Raw genomic sequence first — 24,318 nt, forward strand, 5'->3', positions numbered from 1 at the left:
CGTCCGCCGGGGGCACACAGTGGCGGCATGTCCCTGCAGCCCGTGACCGCGACGGCCCCCGACCTCTCCGGCGTGCGGATCATGAGCCAGGCGTGGCGCGACGTGACCTTCCTCCACTGGCGGGTCACTCCCGGGTCCGTCGCCCCGCTCCTGCCCGCGGGGACGCGGCCGGACGTGCACGACGGATCCAGCTGGGTGGGTCTGATCCCGTTCCGGATGGTGGGTGCGGGTATCGGTCGCGGACCGGCGGTGCCGTGGCTCGGGACGTTCGCCGAGACCAACGTGCGCCTGTACTCGGTGGACGAGCGCGGGCGTCGCGGCGTCGTCTTCCGCACGCTCGAGGCCTCCCGGCTGGCCGTCGTCCTGGGCGCCCGCGCGGCGTTCGCGCTGCCGTCCACCTGGGCACGGATGCGGGTCGAGGCGGCGGACGGCGCGCTGACCTACTCCTCGCGGCGGCGCTGGCCCGGCCCCCGCACCGCGGCCACCCGGGTCGTCGTCCGGCCCGGGGCCCCGCTGGCCGCGGGCGACCCGCTGCGTGACTTCCTCACCGGCCGGTGGGGGCTGCACACCCGGGCGTTCGGCCGCACGCTCCACGTCCCCAACAGCCACGAGACGTGGCCGCTGCAGCACGCCGAGCTGCTGCACCTCGACGAGACCCTGGTCGAGGCGTGCGGAGTCCCCGGGCTCGGCGAGCGGCCCCCGGACTCGGTGCTGTACTCGGCCGGTGTGCGGGCGGTGTTCGCCGCCCCGCACGACGCACGACGCCCGGTCCGGGCCTGACGTGGGCGGCGCGGCGTGGGTCAGGCAGCCACGCTCGGCGTGACCCCGTGCTCGGTCAGGATGGCGTCGAACAGCGCGGCCGGGATCGGGCTCCACGCAGCGCCGACCCGGCCCTCGAACCGGTCGGCCCGCGCGCTGGTGACCACGACGACGTCGTCGAAGACGTGCTCGACGGGGCGGCCGAGCACCCCGGCCGTCCCCGCGAACCCGGGTGTGAACGTCAGCGGCGGCAGGCCGTGGGCCACGAGGGCGCGGACGGGCTCGGGTCGGCTCTCCCAGCGGTCCAGCCACTCGCGCGCGCGGTCCCCCGCGACGCCCGGCACCGGCGCCAGCGCGACGCCGGACCGGTGCACCTCCCAGCCGGCCGGGACGGGGTCGATCACGGGGACCGCGATGGTCGTGTAGCCGTCGTGGGAGTAGAACGCCCGCACCGCGGCGGGGTCGGCGCCGAGGTCGCGCAGGTGGTCGGTGACGTCGTCGAGCCAGGTGAAGTACGCGTCCTCCGCCGCCTCGTAGGCGGTGATCACCGTGCGGTCGGTGCACATCAGCTGCTGCGGCATGGCTCTCCTCGCCCGGCTCCCGAGTGTCCTCGACGCCACCCTCCCCGGACCACCGACACGCGACCGTGGTCCACGCGCCCCACCCGACCCCCGTCGACCGGGCGGCACCTCGCCGGGCGCCGCGGGCCGGCGTCGGGTACACCGGAGTCGCGACATCCGCCGACGCGCGGACCACCCGAGGAGGCACGATGCCGGACACCGACACCGACACCGACACCGACACCGACACCGACGATGTCGGGTCCGCGACGCCGACGTCGCACCCGCCCGACGACGCCGCTCACCCGCACGTCCCGCGCCTGGAGGCCGAGCTGTCCCGCGCTGCCGAGAGCGCCCGGGTCGGCGCCATCGACGGCTCGCTCCCGAGCGACCTGCGCGCGGCCCTGGCGCAGTTCCGGGTCGACATCGACGACGAGGGTGAGCCCGTGCTGCTGCGCCCGGACGGCAGCATCGTCGACACCTGGCGGGAGGGGTACCCCTACCCGGAGCGGATGACCCGCCGGGAGTACGACGTCGTCAAGCGCTCCCTGCAGATCGAGCTGCTCAAGCTGCAGGGCTGGGTCAAGGACAGCGGCGAGCGCCTCGTCATCCTGTTCGAGGGCCGGGACGCCGCCGGCAAGGGCGGCACCATCAAGCGCTTCACCGAGCACCTCAACCCCCGCGGCGCCCGCACGGTCGCCCTGGAGAAGCCCAGCGAGCGCGAGAGCACGCAGTGGTACTTCCAGCGGTACATCGCGCACCTGCCCGCGGCCGGCGAGATCGTCATGTTCGACCGGTCCTGGTACAACCGCGCCGGCGTGGAGCGCGTCATGGGGTTCGCGACGCCGGACGAGTACCACCAGTTCATGCGGCAGGCCCCGGAGCTCGAGCGGGTGCTCATCGACTCCGGGATCCACCTCGTGAAGTTCTGGTTCTCGGTCTCGCAGGCCGAGCAGCGCACCCGCTTCCTCATCCGCCAGATCGACCCCGTGCGGCAGTGGAAGCTCTCCCCGATGGACCTCGAGTCGTTGGACCGCTGGGGGGCCTACACCGAGGCGAAGGAGGAGATGTTCGCCCGCACGGACACCGAGCACGCGCCGTGGACGGTCGTGAAGAGCAACGACAAGAAGCGCGCCCGCCTCGAGGCCATGCGGCACGTGCTCGCGCGCTTCGACTACACCGACAAGAACCACGCCGTCGTCGGGACGCCGGACCCGTGGATCGTCGGTCCCGCGCGGGAGCTGTTCGAGAGCGGCGAGGACGAGGTCCGGGCCCGGACGTCCGGCGCCGACGACGACGCCCCTCGCTGAGGCGGGCGGCCCCGCGGCGCTCCCCACTCTTCACGCGCCGGCGCGCCGTCGTTCACCGGGTGTTGGCCCGTGCTCGGTACACCTGTCGCATGGAGTCGATCTCGCTCGCGGAGCTGTTCTGGGTGGCGCTCGTGGTGGCGGGCCTCGCGGCCGAAGGGCTGGAGCGCGGCGGGCGCCGTCGCGCCGCGCGGGCTCCCGCCCGGACCGATCCCGGGCGGACCGGTCCCGTCCGGACCGTCCCCGCCCCGAGCCAGGCCGTCGCCCGGCACTGACGACGGCGCCGCGGGGTGCCGGCACGTCAGCACCCCGCGGACGGAGGATGATGGGCACCTTGACCCGGGAGGTACCCATGCGCACGCCCCGTACGACCGTCGCCCTCACCGTCGGCGCCCTCGCGTTCGGCGTGCTCGCCGGCTGCTCGGGCCCGACGCCCGACGTCGGGGACCTCCGCGCCTCGATCGACTCCGCCGTGGACGGCGCCCGCGCGGCGGCCGACGAGGCCCGCGCAGCCGTCGACGGCGCCGCCACCTGGCTCGACGACGTCGCGCCGGGGGCACGCTCCACCGTCGAGGACGCCGTCCGCTCGTCGTCCGAGGCGCTCGACCAGGCCACCCGTGCGCTGGACGAGTCCGTCCCGGCGGACGCGGAGGCGGCGCGCACGCAGGCGGAGCAGGCGCTCGCCGACGCCCGCGCGCGCCTCGACGAGGCGGCGGGCTCGGTCGACGGCGCCGCGGCGTCCGGGCTCGAGGACCTCGCCCGGGCCGTCGACGACCTCGCAGCCCGGCTGCGCGAGGCCGGCTGACCGCTTTTCACCCGGCGCGACCGGGTGCCGTGCGCGCGGATCGCTCCCGCCCGCCCGGACCTCGGCCGATCATCGAGACATGACGCACCACGAGGGCCCGCGGCCCCAGCCGCAGGAGGCGACCACCGTCTGGTGGACGGTCGGCGCGTGGGCGTCCCTGGTGCTGGTGCTGGCCGGCGGCCTCGCCGGCGCGGCCGGCCTCGGCTGACACGGCCCGGCCGCCGCTCGTTCCCGCGCCGACGGCGCCCCGACGCGCGCTGCTCCGCCGATCGCGCCCCGGCGCGCGCTACTCCGCCGACGCCGCCTCGGCGCGTGTGGGGTCCGCCGCGCGGTCGGTCGCGTGCCAGCCGCCCGACCGGTAGGCCGGGGTCGCGATCGCGAGGACGGCGACCGCGGCCGCCGCGCTGCCCGCCATCACCAGCGACATCCCGCGCGCGTCCCCGCCGAGCACGCCGACGAGCGGGCTGACGGCACCGGCGACGCCGGCCTGCAGCGACCCGATGAACGCGGCAGCCGTCCCGGCCCTCTCCCCGTGCCGGCTCAGGGCCAGCGCCGAGGCGTTGGGGGCGATGAGGTTGATGAGCGACAGCAGGACGAACAGCACCACGAGCACGCCGGCGAGGCCGCCCAGGTCGGTCACCACGACGACCAGCAGGACCAGTGCGAGCACGGCCACCGCGGGCAGCGCGACCCGCAGGATGCGGATCGGGGCCACCCGCTGCACGAGGTAGGCGTTCACCTGGGCACCCGCGACGAGGCCGATGCCGTTCACGGCGAACAGCAGCGCGAACATCTGCGCGCTCAACCCGTACTGCTCGCGCAGCACGAACGGCGAGCCGACGACGTAGGCGAACAGCACCGCCATCGCGAGCCCCGGCAGGACCGCGAGCGCGACGAAGTGCCCGTCGCGCAGGAGCGCCCGGTAGCCGCCGAGCGCGGACCGCAGGCCGCCCGTGCGCCGCCGCTCTGCGGGCAGCGTCTCCGGCAGCCGCAGGAACACCAGGAGCCACAGCGCCACGCCGAACAGCGCGAGCGCCACGAACACCGCGCGCCACCCCCACTGGCCGGCGATCAGCCCCCCGAGGGACGGGGCGAACAGCGGTGCGACGCCGATCACGAGCATGAGCCGCGAGATGAGCCGGGACGCGTCCGCACCGACGAACCGGTCCCGGATGACCGCCATGGCGACGACGGTCGCGGAGGCGTTGAAGAACCCCTGCAGCGCGCGCAGCGCGATGAGCGAGCCGATGCCGGGGGCGATCGCGCACAGCAGCGAGGTGACGACGTGCAGGGTCAACCCGACGAGCACGGGCAGCCGGCGACCGTACTTGTCCGACAGCGGGCCGACGACGAGCTGGCCGAAGGCGCCGCCGATCAGGGTCGCCGTCATCGTCAGCTGCACCGCGGTCGCCGTGGTCCCGAAGTCCTGCGCCACCTCCGGCAGCGACGGCAGGTAGATGTCGGTCGCGACGGCCGGCAGCGCCGTCATCGCGCCGAGCATGAGGATGTAGCGGGCGTTGGGCTGGTACGCGCTCCGAGGCGCGTCGGTGGTGCTCATCGCTGCCATCCTCCCACCGGTCCCACCATCGGTCGAATCGATACGACCCTGGTGACCGCCACGACGGTGGCAGGCTGGGCGCATGTGCGGCCGCTACGCCTCGTTCCGCCAGGCCCAGGACCTCGCCGACACCTTCGCGCTGGAGTCGGTGGCCGACGACGTCCGGCTCCTGCCTCCGTCGTGGAACGTCGCCCCGACCGACGGCGTGCGCATGGTGGTCGAACGGCCGGAGCGGCTCGCCGACGGGTCCCAGGGCGCGCTCGAGCGCAGCCTGCGCCTGGCGCGGTGGGGCCTGGTGCCGTCGTGGGCGAAGGACCCGTCGATCGGGTCGCGCATGATCAACGCGCGCGCCGAGACGGTGACGACCAAGCCGGCGTTCAAGCGCGCCATGGCGGTGCGCCGGGCCCTGCTGCCGGCCGACGGCTACTACGAGTGGCAGCCACCGCCCGAGGGAGCGCCGCGCCGGACGAAGCAGCCCTTCTACCTGCACCCCGCCGACGGGTCGCCGCTCGCGATGGCGGGGCTGTACGAGTTCTGGAAGGACCCCGCCAAGGACGACGACGATCCCGACCGGTGGCTCGTGACGACGACCGTCATCACCACGACGGCCGTCGACGCGATGGGGCACATCCACGACCGGCAGCCGATCATGCTGCTGCCGGACGCCTGGGACGCCTGGCTCGACCCGGCCGTCGACGCCGAGGGTGCCGCCCGCCTGCTGACCACGCCCGCGCCCGAGCTCCAGGCCACCCCGGTCTCGACCGCCGTGAACGCGGTCCGCAACGACGGCCCGGAGCTCATCCGGCCCGTCGATCCCGCCTGACCTGCGCCCACGCCGCGACTCTGGCGCGCCCGTCCGTCGTCCTGCACGAGCGCACGGTCGCCGGGGCGCGCCGGTCGCCGGTCAGGCCCCGCGCACCAGCACGGGTGCGACGGTGCCGAGCCCCGCGAGCTCGCGCGGCTCCTGCGGCTCGAGCACGAACCGGTCGTCGCCCGCGAGCAGCGCCGCGGTCGGCTCGTCGGTCAGGACGGTGCTGGGCTGGGCGATGTCGGTGAGCCGCGCGGCGACGTTGACCGACGCACCGAACACGTCACCGAAGCGGGACAGCACGCGCCCCTGGACGAACCCGACGCGGACCGGCGTCACGCCACGCGCGCCCTCCGCGAGGCCGCCCTGCTCCTTGACCGCCTCGACGTCCAGCTCGCCGCCGAGCTCTCTGGCCAGCCCGACGGCAACCCGCGCACCGGCGACGACGTCGTCGGCGACGAACAGGACGGCGTCACCGATGGTCTTGACCACGCGACCGCCCTCGGCGGCGACGATGTCCCGCACCGCGGTCTCGAAGCGCTGGACGAATGCGGACAGGTCGGTCGACCCCAGGCCCGCGGTCCGGCGTGTGAACGACACCATGTCCGCGAAGCCCACCGAGCGGGCGAGCGGCAGGGCCGACGGGTCGACCTCACCCGTGCTGCGCGCCTCGCCGAACTCCGCCGCGAACCGGCCGGCGATGGCCGCCAGGTGCCGCCGCCAGGAGTGCACGAGCTGCGCCTCGAGCATGGGCGCGAGGCCGTCGAGCTGGTCGAGGACCACGAGGCGGGCGCTCGTGTCGTCCAGGTGCCGGCGCTGGGCGACGTCCTCGACCAGGGCCTCGACCTGCCACAGCACGAGGCGCTCGCACGTGTGCCCCAGCGCGCGGGTCAGCGTCACCGACGTGGGGCGCTCGACCTGGCCGGACCGCTCGAGCTCGGCGATCCGGGCGACCGCGGCGGCGTCGTCGGCGGTGAAGAGGCGCGCGTCGGTGTCCGCGTGCGGCAGACCGAGGGTGCGCCAGAACAGCTGGACGTCCTCCGGCCGCACCCCGGGGCCGGCGCGGTCCACGAGGTCACGCAGGGTCAGCGTCCGCTCGCCGCCGAGCAGCGCCGTCTCGATGCCGTCCACCGTCGACGGCCCCGTCGCGGGAATCTGTCCCCTGTCCTGAGCGGCGTCGTCTGGCACGCGGCCAGGCTAGTTCACCGTCCGTGGCGAACGTCACCCGGACGGGCGACGGCGGCGAGCCGACGTGCGGACGCGCGGGTCGCGGACCGGCTGGTCAGGGCGCCGCGCGCACGTGCCGGACGTCCCCGGCCCGCACCGACCGCTCGGACCCGGCCGCGTCCCGCACGCGCAGCGCACCGTCGACCGCCAGCCCGGTCGCGAGCCCGGTGACGTGCTCGCCGCCGGGCAGCTCCACGCGCACCGACCGACCGATCGTGGTGCACGCGGCCACCACCTCGTCCGCGAGCCCGGCCGCGACGACGTCACCCCCGGTCGCCTCCCAGCGTCGCCGCAGGCCGGCGAACGTCTCCACGAGCGCGACCAGCAGCTCCTCGCGGTCGACGGCGGCAGCTCCGACGCCCTGCAGGGACTGCGCGGTGGCGACCGGGAGCTCGTCCGGGGTCTGCGCGACGTTGATCCCGACACCGACGATCGCGACCGGGCCGGTGGGCCCGCTGACGAGCTCGACGAGGATGCCGCCGAGCTTGCGCTGGGTGCCCCAGCCCTCGAGGTCCTCCGCACCGGGCACGTCGACCATGAGGTCGTTGGGCCACTTCAGGGTCGCCGGCACCCCGGCGACCGACCGCAGCGCCGTGACCGCGCCGAGCCCCACGAGCAGCGGGAGCCATCCCCACGTCGCGGCCGGCGCGGCGGGGCGGACGGCGACCGAGAACGTCAGCGCGGCACCGACCGGCGTCTGCCAGCCGCGCCCCGACCGCCCGCGGCCGTCCACCTGGTGCTCGGTGACCAGGACCGCGACCCCGTCCCACCCACCGGGGTGCGCCCGGACCGCGGCGGCGAGGTCGGTGTTGGTCGAGCCGGTGCGCTCGGTGACGTCCAGCCGGTCGACCGGGCCGACCGGCGCCAGGAGCCGGTCCCGCAGCACGTCCACCCGCAGGGGACGCCGGGGTCGAGGTCGGCGGCGGGACGCGGCGGGTCGGTGGTCATGCCTCCATCCTCCCCCGGACGGTGGCGGGCCGCCGTCCGTTGTGGGGTTCCCACGGGACCCGGCCGTCAACGCGGTCCGTGCCCTCCACCCGACGTCCGTGCCGCGCCCAACTAGTCTCGAACGGTGACCCACGCAGCCTCCGCCCCCGCCGGCACGGCATCCAGCCCGGCGCCCGACAGCGCGACCGGAACGCCGAGCAGCACGGCGGACAAGGTCGCCGACCTGCGCGCCCGGATCGAGGCCGCCACCGTGACCCCGGAGGCGACCGCCGTCGAGAAGCAGCACGCCCGCGGCAAGAAGACCGCCCGCGAGCGCATCGACGCGCTGCTGGACCCGGGCTCGTTCGTCGAGCTCGACGCCTTCGCCCGGCACCGGTCGACGAAGTTCGGGCTGGAGAAGAAGCGCGTCGACGGGGACGGCGTCGTCGTCGGGCACGGGACGGTCGACGGCCGGCCGGTCGCCGTCTACTCCCAGGACTTCACCGTGTTCGGCGGGTCCCTCGGCGAGGTGCACGGGCAGAAGATCACCAAGGTCATGGACCTGGCGCTGCGCACCGGCGTCCCGCTGGTCGGCATCTCCGACGGCGGAGGGGCACGCATCCAGGAGGGCGTCGCCGGGCTGACGCAGTTCGCGGAGATCTTCCGCCGCAACGTCGCGGCGTCCGGCGTGATCCCGCAGATCTCCCTCATCCTCGGGCCGAGCGCGGGCGGCGCGGTGTACTCCCCGCGCTGACGGACTTCATCGTCATGGCGGACAAGACCTCGAACATGTTCATCACCGGCCCGGACGTCATCCGCGCGGTCACCGGTGAGGACGTCGGCTTCGAGGAGCTCGGCGGCGCGCAGACGCACAACGAGCGCTCGGGCGTCGCGCACTACCTCGCGGCGGACGAGGACGACGCGATCGACTACGTCAAGCAGCTGCTGTCCTACCTGCCGGCGAACAACCTCACCGACCCGCCGACCTACCACGAGGGCGAGCCCCTGCCGCTGGAGACCACGGACGCGGACCTCGAGCTCGACACGCTCGTGCCGGACTCGGACAACCAGCCGTACAACATGCGCACGGTCGTCGAGCACGTGCTGGACGACGGCGTCCTGCTCGAGGTGCAGCCGCTGTACGCGCGCAACGTGCTCGTCGGCTTCGGCCACGTGGAGGGCCACCCGGTCGGGATCGTGGCGAACCAGCCGCTGCAGATGGCCGGCACGCTGGACATCAACGCCGCCGAGAAAGCCGCCCGCTTCGTGCGGACCTGCGACGCGTTCAACATCCCGGTGCTGACGTTCGTCGACGTGCCCGGCTTCCTGCCCGGCACCGACCAGGAGTGGAACGGGATCATCCGTCGCGGCGCCAAGCTCATCTACGCCTACGCCGAGGCCACCGTCCCGCTGGTCACGGTGATCACCCGCAAGGCGTACGGCGGGGCGTACATCGTCATGGGCTCCAAGCAGCTCGGCGCGGACGTGAACCTCGCCTGGCCGACCGCGCAGATCGCGGTGATGGGCGCGGGCGGCGCGGTGAACATCCTCCAGCGCGGGGCGCTGAAGAAGGTCGCCGACGCCGGCGGCGACGTCGAGGCCGAGCGGGCCCGGCTGACCCGCGAGTACGAGGAGGCGATCGTCAACCCGTGGGACGCCGCGGAGCGTGGGTACGTCGACGCGGTGATCGAGCCGTCCGAGACCCGGCTGCAGATCTCCAAGGCGCTGCGGCTGCTGCGCACCAAGCGGGCGAGCCTGCCGCCGAAGAAGCACGGGAACATCCCGCTGTGAGCGAGACCCCCACCCCCGCACTCCGACCGTCCGCTCGGCCCGGTCGACCCGGCCGGGCTGCACGACGCCGTCGACCAGCTGGCCCGGGTGCTGCACGAGTACGTCGACACCGCGGTCGGGGTGCGCTCGGAGTTCGGCGCGCACGAGGCGGACGAGGACCCCCGCGTGCTCGCGCTGGAGTCGCGGATCGGCACGCTCAACGCGGCTCTGTTCGACCGCGTCCACGAGGACCTCGGCATGCACGCCGACCTCACGACGCTCGCCTGGGACGGCGAGGCGGGTGACGACGACGCGCCCGACGACGCGGCCGGCACCCCGCCGGCGGCGGAGGCGTTCCACCTCGGATTCGTCGTCGGACCGCCGACGGGTCCCAGCGACCACACGATGGACTCGGTGCTGGACCTGCTCGACAGCGGTGGCGAGGAGCTCGTCGCGCGGCTGGTCGAGGCGGGGTTCGACGTCGTCGAGTGGGCCACCTCGCGCGGTGAGCCGGCCGACTTCGACGGGTTCGACGACGACGAGGACGACGCATGACCGACGACGACGCCCCGGCCACCGGGGCCGCGCACGTGCACGTGGTCCGGGGCACCCCGGACGACGTCGAGCTGGCCGCGCTGGTCGCGGGCCTCGCCGCGGTCGGGACCGCGGACGACGCCGCGCCCGAGCCGGCCCGCAGCGCGTGGACCGACCGGTCCCGCACGGTGCGGGGCGCGCCGCGCACGCCCGTCGCCGGACCGGACGCGTGGCGCTGGAGCCTGCGCGGGTAGCGGGTAGCGGGTAGCGGATAGCGCGCCGACCGGCGCGGTCGCGGTCCGGGGGCCCGCGATTAGGGTTCTGCGCCATGACCACCCCGACGACGACGTCGTCCCCGCACCAGGCTCACCGCACCCCGACCGCCGTCGACGCCGTCGCCGACCGGTACGTCGAGACGATCGCCCGGCTCGACCCCATCGCGGCGACCGCGATGGGCCTGCCGGGCCACGACGACCGGATGACCGACTTCTCCCCAGCCGGGCACGAGGAGCGCGCCGCCGCGGCCCGCGCCGTCCTCGCCGAGCTCGACCAGCAGACGCCCGCGGACGACGTCGACCGCGTCACCCTGGCGGCGATGCGCGAGCGCATCGGCCTCGAGCTGGAGCTGCACGACGCCGGTGAGCTGCTCGGGGCGCTCAACGTCATCGCGTCACCGCTGCAGGAGCTGCGCGAGGTGTTCGACTCCATGCCCACCGACTCGCCGCAGGCGTGGGAGAACGTCGCGGCGCGCCTGCACGCGCTGCCCGCCGCGGCCGCCGGCTACGTCGAGTCCCTGCGGCTGGCGGCGAGCCGGGGCCGGGTCGTGGCCCGGCGTCAGGTGACCGAGGGCGTCGCGCAGGCGGAGGAGCTCGCGGACCCGGCCCGCTCGTTCTTCTCCCGGCTCGTCAGCGGCCCGCCGGTCGACGCGGTGCTCGACGACTCCGCGGCGTGCTCGCTCGTGCGCCGCGAGCTCGAGACCGGCGCCGCGGCGGCCCGCCAGGCGTACGCCGACCTCGCGCGCTACCTGCGCGACGAGCTCGCCCCGCAGGCCCCCTCGAGGACGCCGTCGGGCGCGAGCGGTACGCGCTGTGGTCCCGGTACTTCCTCGGCGCCACGGTCGACCTGGACGAGACCTACGCCTGGGGCGTGGAGGAGCTCGCGCGCGTGGTCGCCGAGCAGGAGGCCGTCGCCCGGGAGATCCTCGGCGACGACGCCGTCGCGGGCGAGGACGTCGTCCGGCAGGCGGTCGCGGCGCTGGACCGCGACCCCGAGCGCACCCTGCACGGCACCGACGCGCTGCGCAGGTGGATGCAGGTGACGTCCGACGCCGCCGTCGACGCCCTCGCGGGGGTGCACTTCGACATCCCGGAGCCGATGCTGCGCCTGGAGTGCCGCATCGCGCCCACGCAGTCCGGCGGCATCTACTACACCGGGCCGAGCGACGACTTCTCCCGGCCCGGTCGCATGTGGTGGTCCGTGCCGCCGTCGGTCACCGCGTTCAACACGTGGCGCGAGAAGACGACCGTCTACCACGAGGGCGTGCCGGGGCACCACCTGCAGATCGGTCAGGCCGTCGTCGCGCGGGAGACCCTCAACCGCTGGCGCCGGCTCGCGTGCTGGGTGTCCGGGCACGGCGAGGGGTGGGCGCTGTACGCCGAGCGGCTGATGGCCGACCTGGGCTTCCTCGACGACCCGGGCGACCGGCTCGGCATGCTCGACGGCCAGCGGATGCGCGCGGCGCGCGTGGTCGTCGACCTCGGCGTGCACCTGGGCCTGCCCGCGCCCGCCGAGTGGGGCGGCGGCACGTGGGACGCGGACACGGCGTGGCGCTTCCTGCTGGCGAACGTCAACATGCCGGAGGCGTTCCTGCGGTTCGAGCTCGACCGGTACCTCGGCTGGCCGGGGCAGGCGCCGTCGTACAAGGTCGGCCAGCGGCTGTGGGAGGGGATCCGCGACGACGCCACGGCCGCCGCGTCGGCGCGCGGCGAGCGGCTCGACCTGCGCGCCTTCCACTCCCGGGCGCTGGGCCTGGGGTCGGTCGGCCTGGACGTGCTGCGCGAGGCCCTCGCATGACCCGGCTGCTGCTCGGGTCGGCGTCCCCGGCGCGTCTGGCGACCCTGCGCTCGCTCGGCATCGACCCGCTCGTGCGGGTGTCGGGCGTCGACGAGGACGCCGTCCTGGCCTCGGCCCGCGAGCGCTTCGGCGCCCTCGACCCCGCCGACGCCGTGCTCGTGCTGGCCCAGGCCAAGGCGGAGTGGGTCAGCCGGTCCCTCGGCGCCGACGACGTCGCCCCACCGGCGGATGCCGCGTCGTCCGCCGACGCCGCCGACCCGGACGACACCGACGGCGACCTCGTCGTGCTCGGGTGCGACTCCATGCTCGAGATCAACGGCGACATCCACGGCAAGCCCGCCGACGCCGCCCAGGCGACGCAGCGCTGGCGCGCGATGCGGGGTCGCTCCGGGGTGCTGCACACCGGGCACTGGCTCGTCGACGAGCGCGACGCCGCCCACGGCGGGACCGGCGGGACGCTCGGGGCGACGTCGTCGACCGTCGTGCACTTCGCGGACCTGTCCGACGCCGAGATCGACGCCTACGTGGCGACCGGTGAGCCCCTGCGGGTCGCGGGTGCGTTCACGATCGACGGCCGCGGCGGCGCCTTCGTCACCGGCATCGAGGGGGACCACCACGGGGTCGTCGGGGTGAGCCTGCCGCTGCTGCGCGAGCTGCTCGGGCAGATCGGCCTGACCGTCCCCGACCTGTGGCCGGTTGTGGACTGAGCACAACCGACGGCGTCGCTCCGCAGGCCGTGCGACGTCGTCATCGGCGGTCATCGGCGTCCGGGCACAAAGCACGCCCGTCGCCGTTGGGCGGATCCGGCAAATGTGGCGCCGCGCTGCGCGCCGGACGAGCGCGCCGCACGACGGGCGTTACGGTGAGCCGTGCCCGCCATCACCAAGGTCCTCGTCGCCAACCGCGGCGAGATCGCCGTCCGCATCGTCCGGGCCTGCCGGGACGCCTCGATCGCCTCCGTCGCCGTCTACGCCGACTCCGACCGTGAGGCCCTGCACGTCACCCTCGCCGACGAGGCGTTCGCCCTCGGCGGGGCCCGTGCGGCCGAGACGTACCTCGACGCGGGCAAGCTGATCGACGTCGCCCGCCGCAGCGGCGCCGACGCCGTCCATCCCGGGTACGGCTTCCTCGCCGAGAACGCCGACTTCGCCCGTGCCGTCCTCGCGGCCGGGCTCACCTGGGTCGGACCGCCGCCGTCGGCGATCGACGCGCTCGGGGACAAGGTCAGCGCCCGCCACATCGCCCAGCGCGCCGGTGCGCCGCTCGTGGCCGGCACCCCGGACCCCGTCGCGGACGCGTCCGAGGTGCACGCCTTCGCGGCCGAGCACGGGCTGCCGGTGGCGATCAAGGCCGCCTTCGGCGGCGGCGGCCGCGGCCTCAAGGTCGCGCGCACCGCCGACGAGATCGACGAGATGTTCGACTCCGCCGTCCGCGAGGCCGTCGCCGCCTTCGGTCGCGGCGAGTGCTTCGTCGAGCGCTACCTCGACGACCCGCGGCACGTGGAGACCCAGTGCCTGGCCGACGCGCACGGCACCGTCGTCGTGGTCAGCACCCGGGACTGCTCGCTGCAGCGCCGCCACCAGAAGCTCGTCGAGGAGGCGCCCGCGCCGTTCCTGTCCGACGCGCAGAACGCCCAGCTCGTGGCGGCCTCGCAGGCCATCCTGCGCGAGGCCGGCTACGTCGGCGCCGGGACGTGCGAGTTCCTCGTGGGCCTGGACGGGACCATCTCCTTCCTCGAGGTCAACACCCGCCTGCAGGTCGAGCACCCGGTCACCGAGGAGGTCACCGGCATCGACCTCGTGCGCGAGCAGCTGCGGGTCGCCGCCGGTGAGCCGCTCGGCTACACCGAGGTGGCCACGCGTGGGCACTCCATCGAGTTCCGGATCAACGGCGAGGACCCGGCCGCCGGCTTCCTGCCCGCACCGGGCCGCATCACGACGCTGCGCCTGCCCGGTGGGCCCGGCGTGCGGGTCGACTCCGGCGTCGTCGCCGGCGACACCGTCTCGGGGGCGTTCGACTCCATGCTCGCCAAGCTCATCGTCACCGGCGCGACCCGGACGCAGGCCGTCGAGCGCGCGCGGCGGGCGCTCGCCGAGCTCGAGATCACCGGCATCCCGACGGTCGTGCCGTTCCACCGCGCCGTCCTGGACGACCCCGCGTTCGTCCCGGCCGACCCCGCCGAGCCGTTCACGGTGCACACCCGGTGGATCGAGACCGCGTTCGCCGACCGGCTCGCCGCGCTCGGCTCCCGCACGCCGGCGCCTGCCCCGGAGGAGCCGGCGGAGGCCGCGCAGACCGAGCGCGTCGTCGTCGAGGTCGGCGGCAAGCGGCTCGAGGTCGTGCTGCCGGCCGGGTTCAGCCTCGCCGGCGGCCGCACCCGGACCGGCGCGCGCCGGCCGGCGCGCCGCGTCCCGGCCCGCACGTCCACGACGACGTCGGGCACGACCCTCGCCTCGCCCATGCAGGGCACGATCGTCAAGGTCGCCGTGGCCGACGGCGCCGAGGTGGCCGAGGGCGACCTCGTGGTGGTGCTCGAGGCGATGAAGATGGAGCAGCCGCTGGTCGCGCACCGCGCGGGCCGGATCAGCGGGCTGGCCGCCGGTGTCGGTGCGAGCGTGAGCGCGGGGACCGCCATCTGCGAGATCGTCGGGTGACGGCCCACCACCCCGCCTCCCACGGCTCGTCGTCCGACGCGGAGCGGCGCCCCATCCCGGACGCCCCCGTGTCCCGGCCAGGACCCGCCCCGCACCGCCGCCCCGGCGACGGGTGGGTGCAGTGCGCCTGCGGAGGCCGGCACTGGGGCCTGCACGGCGCCGCGGGGCTGCTGCTGGCCCGCCGCACGCCCGACGGCGCGGTCGACGCCGTCGTCCTGCAGCACCGCGCCCTGTGGAGCGACCAGGGCGGCACGTGGGGCGTGCCCGGCGGCGCGATCGGTCCGGACGAGTCGGCCGAGCAGGGCGCGCTGCGCGAGTCCGCCGAGGAGGCCGGCATCCCGGGCTCCGTCGCGCGCGTCCTGGGGTCGGTCGTGCTGGACCACGGCACCTGGAGCTACACGACCGTGCTCGCCGAGGCGCTGCACCCCTTCGAGCCGGCGGCGACGGACGCCGAGAGCCTCGAGGTCCGCTGGGTCGCCGCCGACGACGTCGCCGACCTGCCCCTGCTCACCGCCTTCGGCGAGGCGTGGCCGCACCTGCGTGCCCGCATCGAGTCCGCCCCGACGCACCCGACCACCACCGGGGAGAGCCCGTGCACCTGACCCTGCCGTTCACCGAGATGCTCGACATCGCCCTGCGCGGCAAGCCGCTGCCGGCGATGGTGCGCGACGTCGGCTGCACCGGCTCGACCGTCCACGCGTCGCTCGACCTGCGCGAGCTCGCCGCCGCGGCCGTCCCGGTCACCGCCCCCAAGGCGCTCGCGATGGTCGCCCGTGCGGTCCCGGTGGTGCGGCTGGGCGGCACCCTGGTCGGGTTCAGCCAGGGACGCGTCACCGCCGACCTGACCGTGCAGGCGGGGCCCGTCCCGGTGCACCGCGTGCTCGGGCTGCTCACCGGGATCGCGAACTCCGCCCTGCGCGCACGCGGCCTGCCCACGGGGCTGCTCGACGTCGAGCGCGGCCCGGGAGGCGAGCCGCGCCTCGTCGTCGACGTCCAGCGGGTCCTGGACAAGCGCGTCCCCGGGCTCGTGCTCACCGGGGTCGCGATGGTCGACGGCGTCCTGCAGGTCGAGGCCGCCGCCCGCAAGGTGCTCTGACGCGGTGCTCTGACGCCGAGCCCCGGCCCACGTCCCGATCGGCGGGCCTGCCCGGGTCAGGGACGCCGGCCCGCCCGGGTCAGCCCCAGGTGCGCTCGACCGTGCTGCTGTACAGCAGCGGGCCGCCGCCGTCGGCCGGGATGAAGCGCTCCTCGTCGGCCCGCCCGGTCAGCGCGAGCCCGAGCACCTCGAGCTCGAACGACGCGATGAGCCGCATGAGCTCGTCGCGCTCGTGCCACACGTTGGGGTCGTGGAAGACGTGGTCCCACACGGCCGGGCCCAGGGGGCGTACAGGATGGGCTGCCCGGCCCCGTAGAGGACCATCTCGCCGCGGTGGCGCTGGTTCTGGGCGTCCAGGACCACGCTGAAGTGCGCGCGGTCGACGTCGCGCAGGTCCTTGCTTTCGCTCTCACGCATGACCCCACCCTGCCCGCCGACGGGCCGGACGGCCACACGACGGGGCGCGCCGTCAGACGCGGTGCTGGTGCAGCAGGCGCGCGACCTCGGCCATCGACCCGGACATCGACGGGTAGACGGTGGACGTCTCCGCCATCTGGTCGACGGTCAGGCGGTTGGAGATCGCCAGCGTGATCGGGAAGATCAGCTCGCTCGCCCGCGCCGCCACCACGACCCCGCCGAGCACGATGCCCGTCACGGAGTGCGCGTAGAGCTTGATGAAGCCGACCCGCGCCCCGGTCATCTTGGCGCGCGGGTTGCGGCTCAGCGGCAGCGTGCTGACCACGTAGGCGGTGCCGATCGCCTTGAGCTCGTCCTCGGTGTAGCCGACGGTCGCGATCTCGGGCGCGGTGAAGATGTTCGCCGAGACGTGCTTGAGGTCCAGCGGCGCGACCGCGTCGCCCAGCGCGTGCGCCATCGCGACCCGGCCCTGCGTCGCGGCGACCGACGCCAGCGGGAGGACGCCGGTGCAGTCCCCGGCGGCGTAGATGCCGCGCGCCGAGGTCCGCGACACCCGGTCGACGACGACGTGCCCGCCGGGCCCCAGCCGCACCCCGGCCTCCTCCAATCCGAGGCCGGCCGTGTTCGGCACGGACCCGACCGCGAGCAGCACGTGCGACCCCTCGACGGTGCGGCCGTCGGAGAGCGTCACCACGACGCCGTCGGCGGTCCGGACGGCCGACTGCGCCCGCGAGCGGGACATCACGGTCATCCCCCGGCCCTTGAAGACCTCCTCGATGACCTCGGCGGCGTCCGGGTCCTCCCCCGGCAGCACGCGGTCGCGGCTCGACACCAGCACGACCTCGCCGCCCAGCGCGTTGTAGGCACCGGCGAACTCCGCGCCGGTCACCCCCGAGCCGACCACGATGAGCTTCTCGGGCATCGCGGTGAGGTGGTACAGCTGCGTCCAGGTGAGGATGCGCTCGCCGTCGGCCCGCGCCTCGGGCAGCTCGCGCGGGGTCGAGCCGGTCGCGATGAGTACGACGTCGGCGTCGAGCACCTCCTCGGCCGCATCCCCGGCGTCCGGTGCGGCGCCGTCCGCGGCCTCCGGGCGGACGACGACGCGCTGCGGCCCGTCGAGGCGGCCGTGCCCGTTGACGACGCGCACGCCCTCGCGCTCGATGCGCGTCCGGATGTCGGCGGACTGCGCGGCCGCGAGCGCGCGCACACGGCTGTTCACCGCCTCCAGGTCGACGGAGTAGGTGGACGCGACGTCGTCCGCGGAGCGCAGGGCGTGCCCGGCGGCGCGGATGCCGAGCTCGGGCGCGGAGTCCATCCGGGCCATGAAGTCCGCGGTCGCGATGAGGGTCTTGGACGGGACGACGTCGGTCAGGACCGCCGACCCACCGAGGCCCTGCCGCTCGACCAGGGTCACCTCCGCGCCGAAGCGCTTGGCGACGAGGGCGGCCTCGTAGCCACCCGGGCCACCCCCGATGATGACGACGCGCGTGCTCTGCAGGTCCTGGGACTCGATGCTCACGGCATCCATCGTGCCAGGGCCGACGGCGCCCGGCGCGCGACCCGGTGCGGGGCCGACCTCCCCGGGAGGGACGGGTCGGCACCGACCCGGTGCGGCACACCCGCGGACCGGTCGGCCGATAGCCTGCGGCGCATGAGTGCGACCACCGACCCCCGCGCCGTCGACCTCGACGACCCGACGTCCGACCCCTTCGACGTGGCCCGCGCGGCCGCCCGGCACCTGGCGGAGGTGACCGGGATCGAGCGGCACGACGTCGCGCTCGTGCTGGGCTCCGGCTGGGGCGGAGCGGCCGACCTGCTCGGGGAGACGGTGGCCGAGGTCCCGAGCCACGAGATCCCCGGGTTCTCGGCGCCGGCCGTGGCCGGGCACGTCGGCACCACCCGGTCGGTGCGGATCACCGGCACCGACGCGCACGCGCTCGTGCTCGGGTCGCGCACCCACCTGTACGAGGGCAAGGGCGTGCGCCGCGTCGTCCACGGGGTGCGGACGGCCGCGGCGGCCGGTGCCCGCAGCGTCGTCCTCACCAACGGGTGCGGCGGCCTGAACCCCGCCTGGGGGCCCGGGACCCCGGTGCTCATCAGCGACCACCTCAACCTCACCGCGACGTCGCCGCTCGAGGGGGCGACGTTCGTCGACCTCACCGACCTGTACTCCGCGCGCCTGCGCGCAGTGGCACGCGAGGTCGACCCCGGCCTGGACGAGGGCGTGTACGTGCAGTTCCGCGGCCCGCACTACGAGACCCCGGCCGAGGTGCGGATGGCGGCGCGGCTGGGCGGCGACCTCGTCGGCATGTCGACGACGCTCGAGGCGATCGCGGCGCGGCACGCGGGCCTCGAGGTGCTCGGCATCTCCCTGGTCACCAACCTCGCGGCGGGGATCAGCCCGACGCCGCTGTCGCACGAGGAGGTCCTCGAGGCCGGCCGCGACGCCGGCCCGCGGATCAGCGCGCTCCTCGCCGAGATCACCCGGAGGCTCTAGACCATGTCGACGACCGACACCGCGCCCACCGACCGGCCGAGCGGGCGGGAGCTGGCCGAGCAGGCACGTCGCTGGATCGCGGACGACCCCGACGCGACGACCGCGCAGGAGCTGCGCGACCTCCTGGACCTCGCGGACCGGCGCGTGCCGGAGGGCGACGACCCCGCGGCCCGGATCGAGCGGATGGACATCGACGCCGCCCGCCGCGAGCTCGCCGACCGGTTCGACGGCACGCTGCAGTTCGGCACCGCGGGGCTGCGCGGCGCGCTCGGCGCCGGACCGAACCGGATGAACCGGGCCGTCGTCATCCGCGCCGCGGCGGGGCTGGCCCGCTACCTGCAGGACACCGTCGGGGCCGCGGCCGGGGGTGCGCCGCGCATCGTCATCGGGTACGACGCCCGGCACGGATCGGCCGCCTTCGCGCGGGACACCGCGGCGGTCATGGTCGCCGCCGGGGTCGACTCCGCGCTGCTCCCCGAGCCGCTGCCCACCCCGGTGCTCGCCTTCGCCGTCCGGCACCTGGGTGCCGACGCCGGGGTCATGGTCACCGCGAGCCACAACCCGGCCCGCGACAACGGCTACAAGGTCTACCTCGGCGGACGCGCCGCGACCGGCGCCGGGCAGGGCGCGCAGATCGTGCCGCCCGCCGACGCCGAGATCGCCGCCCGGATCGCCGCCGTCCCGTCGGTCGCCGCGGTCCGGCGTGCCGACGCCGGGTGGACGGTCCTGACGTCGTCGGTGGTCGACGACTACGTGACCGCGGTGACCGGGCTGGCCACACCCGGTGGCCCCCGGGACCTGCGGATCGTGCTCACGCCGCTGCACGGCGTCGGTGGCGCCGTCGTCGAGCGTGTGCTGCGTGCGGCCGGGTTCACCGACCTGCACGTCGTCGCCGAGCAGGCCGCCCCCGACCCGGACTTCCCGACCGTGGCGTTCCCGAACCCGGAGGAGCCCGGGGCGATGGACCTCGCGCTCGGGCTCGCGCAGACCGTCCGGGCCGACCTGGTCATCGCCAACGACCCGGACGCCGACCGGTGCGCGGTGGCCGTCGTGGACCTGCGGGCACGCACCCACCACGGCCCGGACACCGCGGCCGCGGAGGGCTGGCGGGCACTGCACGGCGACGAGATCGGTGCGCTGCTCGGCGCCCACCTCGCCGACCGTGCCGCTGCGGGTGGTGGCGGCCGCTCCGCGGGCACCGCGACGCCGGCGCCCGTCCTGGCCAGCTCCATCGTGTCCTCACGCCTGCTGGGCCGGATCGCCGCGGCGCACGGGCTGGGGCACGCGTCGACCCTCACCGGGTTCAAGTGGATCGCGCGCACCGAGGGCCTGGCCTACGGGTACGAGGAGGCGCTCGGGTACTGCGTGGCGCCGGGGCTCGTCCGGGACAAGGACGGCATCAGCGCCGCCCTGCTGCTCGCCGAGCTCGCCGCGGACCTGCGCGCGGCCGGGCGCACGCTCGTCGGCGCGCTGGACGACCTGGCGCGCGAGCACGGGCTCCACCTGACCGACCAGCTCTCGGCCCGGTTCGCCGACCTCGCGCAGATCGGCGCGACGATGGCCCGCGTCCGGCAGTCGCCGCCGACCACGCTGGCGGGCTCACCGGTCACCGAGGTCGTCGACCTGTCCGACGGCGTGGACGGGCTGCCACCCACCGACGGCATCCGGCTGCTCGCCGCGGACGGCAGCCGCGTCGTCGTCCGGCCGAGCGGCACCGAGCCCAAGGTGAAGTGCTACCTCGAGGTCGTGCTGCCGGTCTCCCCCACCGCCGACGACGACGCGCTGACGCAGGCCCGCGTCGCGGCCCGTGACCGACTCGACGCCCTGCGTGCCGACCTCAGCGACGCGCTGGGCCTCGACCCCGCCTGACCCGATCCACCGAGTGCGACGTTCCGCACCCCAACCACCGGACCCGACCAGCCGAGTGCGACGTTCCGCACCCTTCCCGGCCTCGGAAGCGTGCGGAACGTCGCACTCGGCGGGGTGGTGTGGCGGGCGGGGCGTCAGTAGCCGGAGCCGCCGGGGGCGGGGTGGCGGCTTCGGCGGCGTCGCCGGTGCCGTCCAGGCCGGCGAGGACGCCGGCGGTGCCGGACAGGCCCAACCGGGTCGCGCCGGCCTGCACCATCGCCAGCGCGTCCTGGGTGGTCCGGATCCCGCCGGACGCCTTGACGCCGAGCCGGCCACCCACGGTCGCGGCCATGAGCTCGACCGCGTGCACGGTGGCGCCGCCGGCCGGGTGGAACCCGGTGGACGTCTTGACGAAGTCGGCGCCGGCCCGCTCGGCGGCCCGGCACACCGCGACGATCATCTCGTCGTCCAGGGCGGCGGACTCGATGATGACCTTGAGGACGTGCGGGGGCGGTACGGCGGCGCGGACCGCCGCGATGTCGGCCTCGACGGCGTCGAACCGGCCCGCGCGGGCCGCACCGACGTCGATGACCATGTCGACCTCGTCGGCGCCGTCGGCCACCGCGCGCGCCGCCTCGGCGGCCTTGACGTCGCTGTGGTGCTTGCCGGACGGGAAGCCGCACACGGTCGCGACCTTCAGCCCGCGCGCGTCGAGCGGCAGCATGGACGGCGAGACGCACACGGAGAAGACGCCGAGCCGGGCCCCCTCGGCGACGAGGGCGGCGACGTCGTCGGGCGTCGCCTCGGGCTTGAGGAGGGTGTGGTCGACGAGGCCCGCCAGGGCCGTGCGGTCGAGGTCGCTCATGCGCGGTGCCGTCCGTTCCCGCGCGCGGCGAAGCCGGGCAGGACGACCTGCTCGACCAGCGCCTCGCGCTCGTCGTGGTGGATGAAGGCGTTCCAGGCCGCGGTGACGGTCGCGTCGCGCAGGTCGTCGAGCGTCCAGCCCGCCTCCTGCACGAGGAGCGTCATCTCGCGGGTGAGGGTCGTGCCGGACTGCAGGCGGTTGTCGGTGTTCACCGTCACCGCGAAGCCCAGCTCCTTGAGCAGCGTGATCGGGTGCTCCGCGATCGACGGCGCGCCCCCGGTCTGCACGTTCGAGCTCGGGCACAGCTCGAGCGGCACCTGCTGGTCCCGCACCCAGTGGGCGAGGTGGCCGAGCCGCGCGCGGGGGCCGTCGCCGTCGCCCGCCGGCAGGACCTCGACGTCGTCGGCGATGCGGACGCCGTGGCCCAGGCGCGTCGCACCGGCGACGTGCAGCGCCTCGGCGATCGACTCCAGGCCCGCGGCCTCCCCGGCGTGCACGGTCGCGGGGAAGCTCACCTCGCGCAAGGTCTGGAAGGCGGAGGCGTGGCGCGAGGGCGGGAAGCCGACCTCGGCGCCGGCGATGTCGAACCCGACCACGCCGCGGTCCCGGTTGGCGAGCGCGAGCGCCGCGATCTCGTCGCCGCGGTCGGCGTGCCGCATGGCGGTGATCAGCGTCCCGATCCGGATGGTGCGGCCCGCCGCGGCCGCCTCGGCGACGCCCTCGGCGAAGCCGGCCTGCACCGCGTCCACGACCTCCTGCAGCGACAGCCCGCGCTGCAGGTGCTGCTCGGGGGCGTACCGCTGCTCGGCGTACACGACGCCGTCGGCGGCGAGGTCCACGGCGGACTCGCGGGCGACCCGGCGCAGCCCCTCCGCGGTCTGCATGACCGCGATGGTGTGGTCGAACGTCTCCAGGTACAGCTCGAGGGTGCCCGAGCTCGCCGCCTGGAGGAACCAGGCGCCGAGCTCGGCGGGGTCGGTGGCCGGCAGCGTGTGCCCGATGGCGGCGGCCAGCTCGACGATGGTCGCCGGGCGGAGCCCGCCGTCGAGGTGGTCGTGCAGCACCACCTTGGGCAGGGCGCGGATGGCGGACTCGTCGATCGTCATGGGGTCCAACCTATCCGCCGCCCCTGCGGCGGGCCGACCCGGCTCGGCCCGCCGCCACCCGTCAGGGGTACTCCTCGCGCTCGTCCGGCGGGACGGTCTGCGCCTGCTCGGTCACGTCGGCGGGGTTCGCCTCGGTGACGACGTCCGGCAGCGGGGGCTCGGGGGCGTACTCGTCCGGCTCGGCGGCCGGATCGTCGATCGCCTCGGGTGCGATCTCGACGTCGCCGCCGGGGTCCACCTGGTCCAGGCCGGCGTCTCGCCACGTCTCGGATCCGGGAAGGGTGCTCATCGCTCCTCCAGGTGCTGCGGGGTGGGACTGCTCGGTCCCCTCCATCGTGGTCCGTGACGACGGGTCCTGCCAGGCGGCGAGCGGGACGGCGTCGCGGTCAGGTGCGGGGCAGCAGCGCCCAGCACACGTGCGACCACCCGCCCAGGGCGGGGTGCGGTCCGCCGGGGGTGGCCATCACCTCGCGGGTGATCCGGTGCACCCGTCCCTGCCCCGGCTCCAGGACGGCGTACGTGGCGCGGTCGTCGTCCGGCCGTGCCGGACGACCCTCCGGCGGCACGAGCAGGACGACGTGGCGCGGCACGGCGGTCGTCACCCCGCGGCCCAGGTCGCCGCCGGTGAACAGCGGGACCGGGACGCCGGCGGCGAGTGCTGTGTCGGCGCGGTCCAGCATGGCGGCCAGGTGCCCGGCGTCGGTGTCGTCGAGGACGTGGTGGGTGAACCGCACCCCGGGCCAGCGCGCGACCCGGGCGGCACCCCAGGGCGGGGTCCCGAGCGCCGCGGGCCACGGCAGCGGCCCGAGCGCGCCCCGGGTGGACGCGCGCTTGAGGGCGCGCTGGAGCGCCGCGAACCGGACGGCGGCGTCGTCGGAGGTCAACTCCGCGGCGGCCACGCCGCGCGCCTCGAGCGGCACGTGCCCGCCGACGAGCCGGCCGGTGACCAGCCAGAGCGCGAGGAACGGGTCACCCGCCGCCGCGAGCATCGCGAGGACCGTGGACCCGCACGTGGTGCCGTCGCTCTGCCGCGCCGGGGCGTCGCCGACCCGGAGCGGTCCGGGGCGGCCGTGCCCCAGCGGCGCGCTCACCTGGGAGCGCTCGCGTCGGGTCAGGGTGGGCCAGAGCGCGGCGAGCCGCTCGATCGCGTCGACGGACGCGCCACCGGCCAGCGCACGGGCGGGCACGCTCGCGACGGCGTCACCGCCGGTCGCGGCGGCGGTCACCAGGGCGTCGTACCGGCCACGGTCGGTCGGGCCCAGTCCGGCGCGCACCCGGCCCGCCGCGGCCTGCGCGACCGAGGCCGTGCCCGCCGACAGCGCCGTGCCCGTGCCCGTGTCCGTGCCCGCCAGCGGAGCAGCGCCCGTGCCCGCCACCGACCACTCAGGCGTCGCACCCGGCGCCCGGCGCCCGGTGGACGGGGCACCGGACCGCCCGCCGGCGCGACCGCCCAGCCGGTGCGCCAGCGTGGTCGCCTGCCACCCCCGCCAGCCGGCCGCTGCGCCCC

23 protein-coding genes and 3 pseudogenes are annotated in these 24,318 nt (G+C 75.7%); 16 read left to right on the forward strand and 10 right to left on the reverse strand.

The genetic code is table 11. The features are described 5' to 3' along the window. Positions 1–27: 27 nt before the first annotated feature. On the forward strand, positions 28–780 hold the full coding sequence (locus REH70_RS14925; protein ID WP_310748453.1) for a DUF2071 domain-containing protein: 753 nt from the start codon (positions 28–30) through the stop codon (positions 778–780). Between the two features lie 20 nt (positions 781–800). Here REH70_RS14925 and REH70_RS14930 read toward each other — a convergent pair whose 3' ends face one another. Then, positions 801–1,340, reverse strand: a complete 540-nt coding sequence (locus tag REH70_RS14930; RefSeq protein WP_310748455.1) for a hypothetical protein — start codon at positions 1,338–1,340, stop codon at positions 801–803. Positions 1,341–1,528: 188 nt separating this feature from the next. On the opposite strand from REH70_RS14930, the gene ppk2 reads away from it, so the two are divergent. The 4 genes from ppk2 to REH70_RS14950 all read left to right on the forward strand — a co-directional run bounded on the left by ppk2 (position 1,529) and on the right by REH70_RS14950 (position 3,639). Next, a complete protein-coding gene (gene ppk2 / locus REH70_RS14935; RefSeq protein ID WP_310748457.1) occupies positions 1,529–2,629 on the forward strand; it encodes a polyphosphate kinase 2 in 1,101 nt (366 codons plus the stop codon). A gap of 89 nt (positions 2,630–2,718) precedes the next feature. Next, on the forward strand, positions 2,719–2,901 hold the full coding sequence (locus tag REH70_RS14940) for a hypothetical protein (protein ID WP_310748459.1): 183 nt from the start codon (positions 2,719–2,721) through the stop codon (positions 2,899–2,901). A 77-nt stretch (positions 2,902–2,978) separates the two neighbouring features. Continuing rightward, positions 2,979–3,431 (forward strand): hypothetical protein, encoded by a 453-nt coding sequence (locus tag REH70_RS14945; protein ID WP_310748461.1) that lies wholly within the window; start codon positions 2,979–2,981, stop codon positions 3,429–3,431. 79 nt (positions 3,432–3,510) lie between these two features. Continuing rightward, a complete protein-coding gene (locus REH70_RS14950; RefSeq protein ID WP_310748463.1) occupies positions 3,511–3,639 on the forward strand; it encodes a molybdopterin oxidoreductase in 129 nt (42 codons plus the stop codon). A 78-nt stretch (positions 3,640–3,717) separates the two neighbouring features. On the opposite strand, the gene REH70_RS14955 is transcribed toward REH70_RS14950, so the two are convergent. After that, the gene (locus REH70_RS14955; RefSeq protein ID WP_310748465.1) at positions 3,718–4,989 is read right to left on the reverse strand and encodes a multidrug effflux MFS transporter; all 1,272 of its coding nucleotides are present in this window, start codon (positions 4,987–4,989) and stop codon (positions 3,718–3,720) included. Between the two features lie 82 nt (positions 4,990–5,071). Here REH70_RS14955 and REH70_RS14960 point away from each other — a divergent pair, with 82 nt between their 5' ends. Next, positions 5,072–5,812 (forward strand): SOS response-associated peptidase, encoded by a 741-nt coding sequence (locus REH70_RS14960; protein ID WP_310748468.1) that lies wholly within the window; start codon positions 5,072–5,074, stop codon positions 5,810–5,812. A gap of 81 nt (positions 5,813–5,893) precedes the next feature. Here REH70_RS14960 and REH70_RS14965 read toward each other — a convergent pair whose 3' ends face one another. Next, the gene (locus tag REH70_RS14965) at positions 5,894–6,985 is read right to left on the reverse strand and encodes an adenylate/guanylate cyclase domain-containing protein (RefSeq protein ID WP_310748470.1); all 1,092 of its coding nucleotides are present in this window, start codon (positions 6,983–6,985) and stop codon (positions 5,894–5,896) included. Between the two features lie 94 nt (positions 6,986–7,079). Continuing rightward, positions 7,080–7,916, reverse strand: coding sequence for a biotin--[acetyl-CoA-carboxylase] ligase (locus tag REH70_RS14970; RefSeq protein ID WP_310748472.1), 837 nt, complete (start codon positions 7,914–7,916; stop codon positions 7,080–7,082). 180 nt (positions 7,917–8,096) lie between these two features. Between REH70_RS14970 and REH70_RS14975 the strand changes: the two are divergent. The 8 genes and pseudogenes from REH70_RS14975 to REH70_RS15010 all read left to right on the forward strand — a co-directional run bounded on the left by REH70_RS14975 (position 8,097) and on the right by REH70_RS15010 (position 16,078). Next, positions 8,097–9,742: pseudogene (locus tag REH70_RS14975) on the forward strand (acyl-CoA carboxylase subunit beta). An 87-nt stretch (positions 9,743–9,829) separates the two neighbouring features. Further along, positions 9,830–10,276 carry a hypothetical protein gene (locus REH70_RS14980; RefSeq protein ID WP_310748474.1) on the forward strand — a complete coding sequence of 149 codons (447 nt, stop codon included), beginning with the start codon at positions 9,830–9,832 and terminating at the stop codon, positions 10,274–10,276. Continuing rightward, a complete protein-coding gene (locus REH70_RS14985; protein WP_310748476.1) occupies positions 10,273–10,509 on the forward strand; it encodes an acyl-CoA carboxylase epsilon subunit in 237 nt (78 codons plus the stop codon). Before REH70_RS14980 ends, REH70_RS14985 begins: the two co-directional genes overlap by 4 nt. A gap of 74 nt (positions 10,510–10,583) precedes the next feature. Further along, positions 10,584–12,328 (forward strand): annotated as a pseudogene (locus tag REH70_RS14990) (DUF885 domain-containing protein). After that, the gene (locus REH70_RS14995) at positions 12,325–13,035 is read left to right on the forward strand and encodes a nucleoside triphosphate pyrophosphatase (protein ID WP_310748478.1); all 711 of its coding nucleotides are present in this window, start codon (positions 12,325–12,327) and stop codon (positions 13,033–13,035) included. Before REH70_RS14990 ends, REH70_RS14995 begins: the two are co-directional and overlap by 4 nt. Positions 13,036–13,197: 162 nt before the next feature. Next, positions 13,198–14,982 (forward strand): biotin carboxylase N-terminal domain-containing protein, encoded by a 1,785-nt coding sequence (locus tag REH70_RS15000; protein ID WP_310748480.1) that lies wholly within the window; start codon positions 13,198–13,200, stop codon positions 14,980–14,982. Continuing rightward, positions 14,979–15,584, forward strand: coding sequence for an NUDIX hydrolase (locus tag REH70_RS15005; RefSeq protein ID WP_310748482.1), 606 nt, complete (start codon positions 14,979–14,981; stop codon positions 15,582–15,584). The genes REH70_RS15000 and REH70_RS15005 overlap by 4 nt, the downstream gene beginning before the upstream one ends. Then, complete coding sequence (locus tag REH70_RS15010; protein ID WP_310748484.1) at positions 15,575–16,078, forward strand: hypothetical protein; 504 nt, start codon at positions 15,575–15,577, stop codon at positions 16,076–16,078. The genes REH70_RS15005 and REH70_RS15010 overlap by 10 nt, the downstream gene beginning before the upstream one ends. A gap of 79 nt (positions 16,079–16,157) precedes the next feature. On the opposite strand, the gene REH70_RS15015 is transcribed toward REH70_RS15010, so the two are convergent. Further along, positions 16,158–16,349 carry a hypothetical protein gene (locus REH70_RS15015; RefSeq protein ID WP_310748486.1) on the reverse strand — a complete coding sequence of 64 codons (192 nt, stop codon included), beginning with the start codon at positions 16,347–16,349 and terminating at the stop codon, positions 16,158–16,160. Positions 16,350–16,547: 198 nt separating this feature from the next. Next, positions 16,548–18,023 carry an NAD(P)H-quinone dehydrogenase gene (locus tag REH70_RS15020; RefSeq protein WP_396134547.1) on the reverse strand — a complete coding sequence of 492 codons (1,476 nt, stop codon included), beginning with the start codon at positions 18,021–18,023 and terminating at the stop codon, positions 16,548–16,550. 123 nt (positions 18,024–18,146) lie between these two features. Between REH70_RS15020 and REH70_RS15025 the strand changes: the two genes are divergently transcribed. Beyond that, positions 18,147–18,992, forward strand: a complete 846-nt coding sequence (locus tag REH70_RS15025; protein ID WP_310748490.1) for a purine-nucleoside phosphorylase — start codon at positions 18,147–18,149, stop codon at positions 18,990–18,992. Between the two features lie 3 nt (positions 18,993–18,995). Continuing rightward, positions 18,996–20,861, forward strand: coding sequence for a phospho-sugar mutase (locus REH70_RS15030; RefSeq protein ID WP_310748492.1), 1,866 nt, complete (start codon positions 18,996–18,998; stop codon positions 20,859–20,861). A gap of 190 nt (positions 20,862–21,051) precedes the next feature. Here the strand turns inward: REH70_RS15030 and deoC are convergent. From deoC to REH70_RS15050, 4 genes and pseudogenes are all read right to left on the reverse strand, one after another. Next, positions 21,052–21,705: pseudogene (deoC, locus tag REH70_RS15035) on the reverse strand (deoxyribose-phosphate aldolase); the annotation flags it as partial. Further along, positions 21,702–22,811, reverse strand: coding sequence for an adenosine deaminase (locus REH70_RS15040; protein ID WP_310748495.1), 1,110 nt, complete (start codon positions 22,809–22,811; stop codon positions 21,702–21,704). The gene REH70_RS15040 and the pseudogene deoC, both read right to left, overlap by 4 nt. Positions 22,812–22,872: 61 nt before the next feature. Beyond that, positions 22,873–23,100, reverse strand: a complete 228-nt coding sequence (locus tag REH70_RS15045; RefSeq protein ID WP_310748497.1) for a hypothetical protein — start codon at positions 23,098–23,100, stop codon at positions 22,873–22,875. A gap of 97 nt (positions 23,101–23,197) precedes the next feature. Then, a complete protein-coding gene (locus REH70_RS15050) occupies positions 23,198–24,187 on the reverse strand; it encodes a hypothetical protein (RefSeq protein ID WP_310748499.1) in 990 nt (329 codons plus the stop codon). Positions 24,188–24,318 lie beyond the last annotated feature (131 nt).

This window comes from Cellulomonas sp. ATA003 (assembly GCF_031582905.1).
Taxonomy (GTDB): Bacteria; Actinomycetota; Actinomycetes; order Actinomycetales; family Cellulomonadaceae; genus Pengzhenrongella.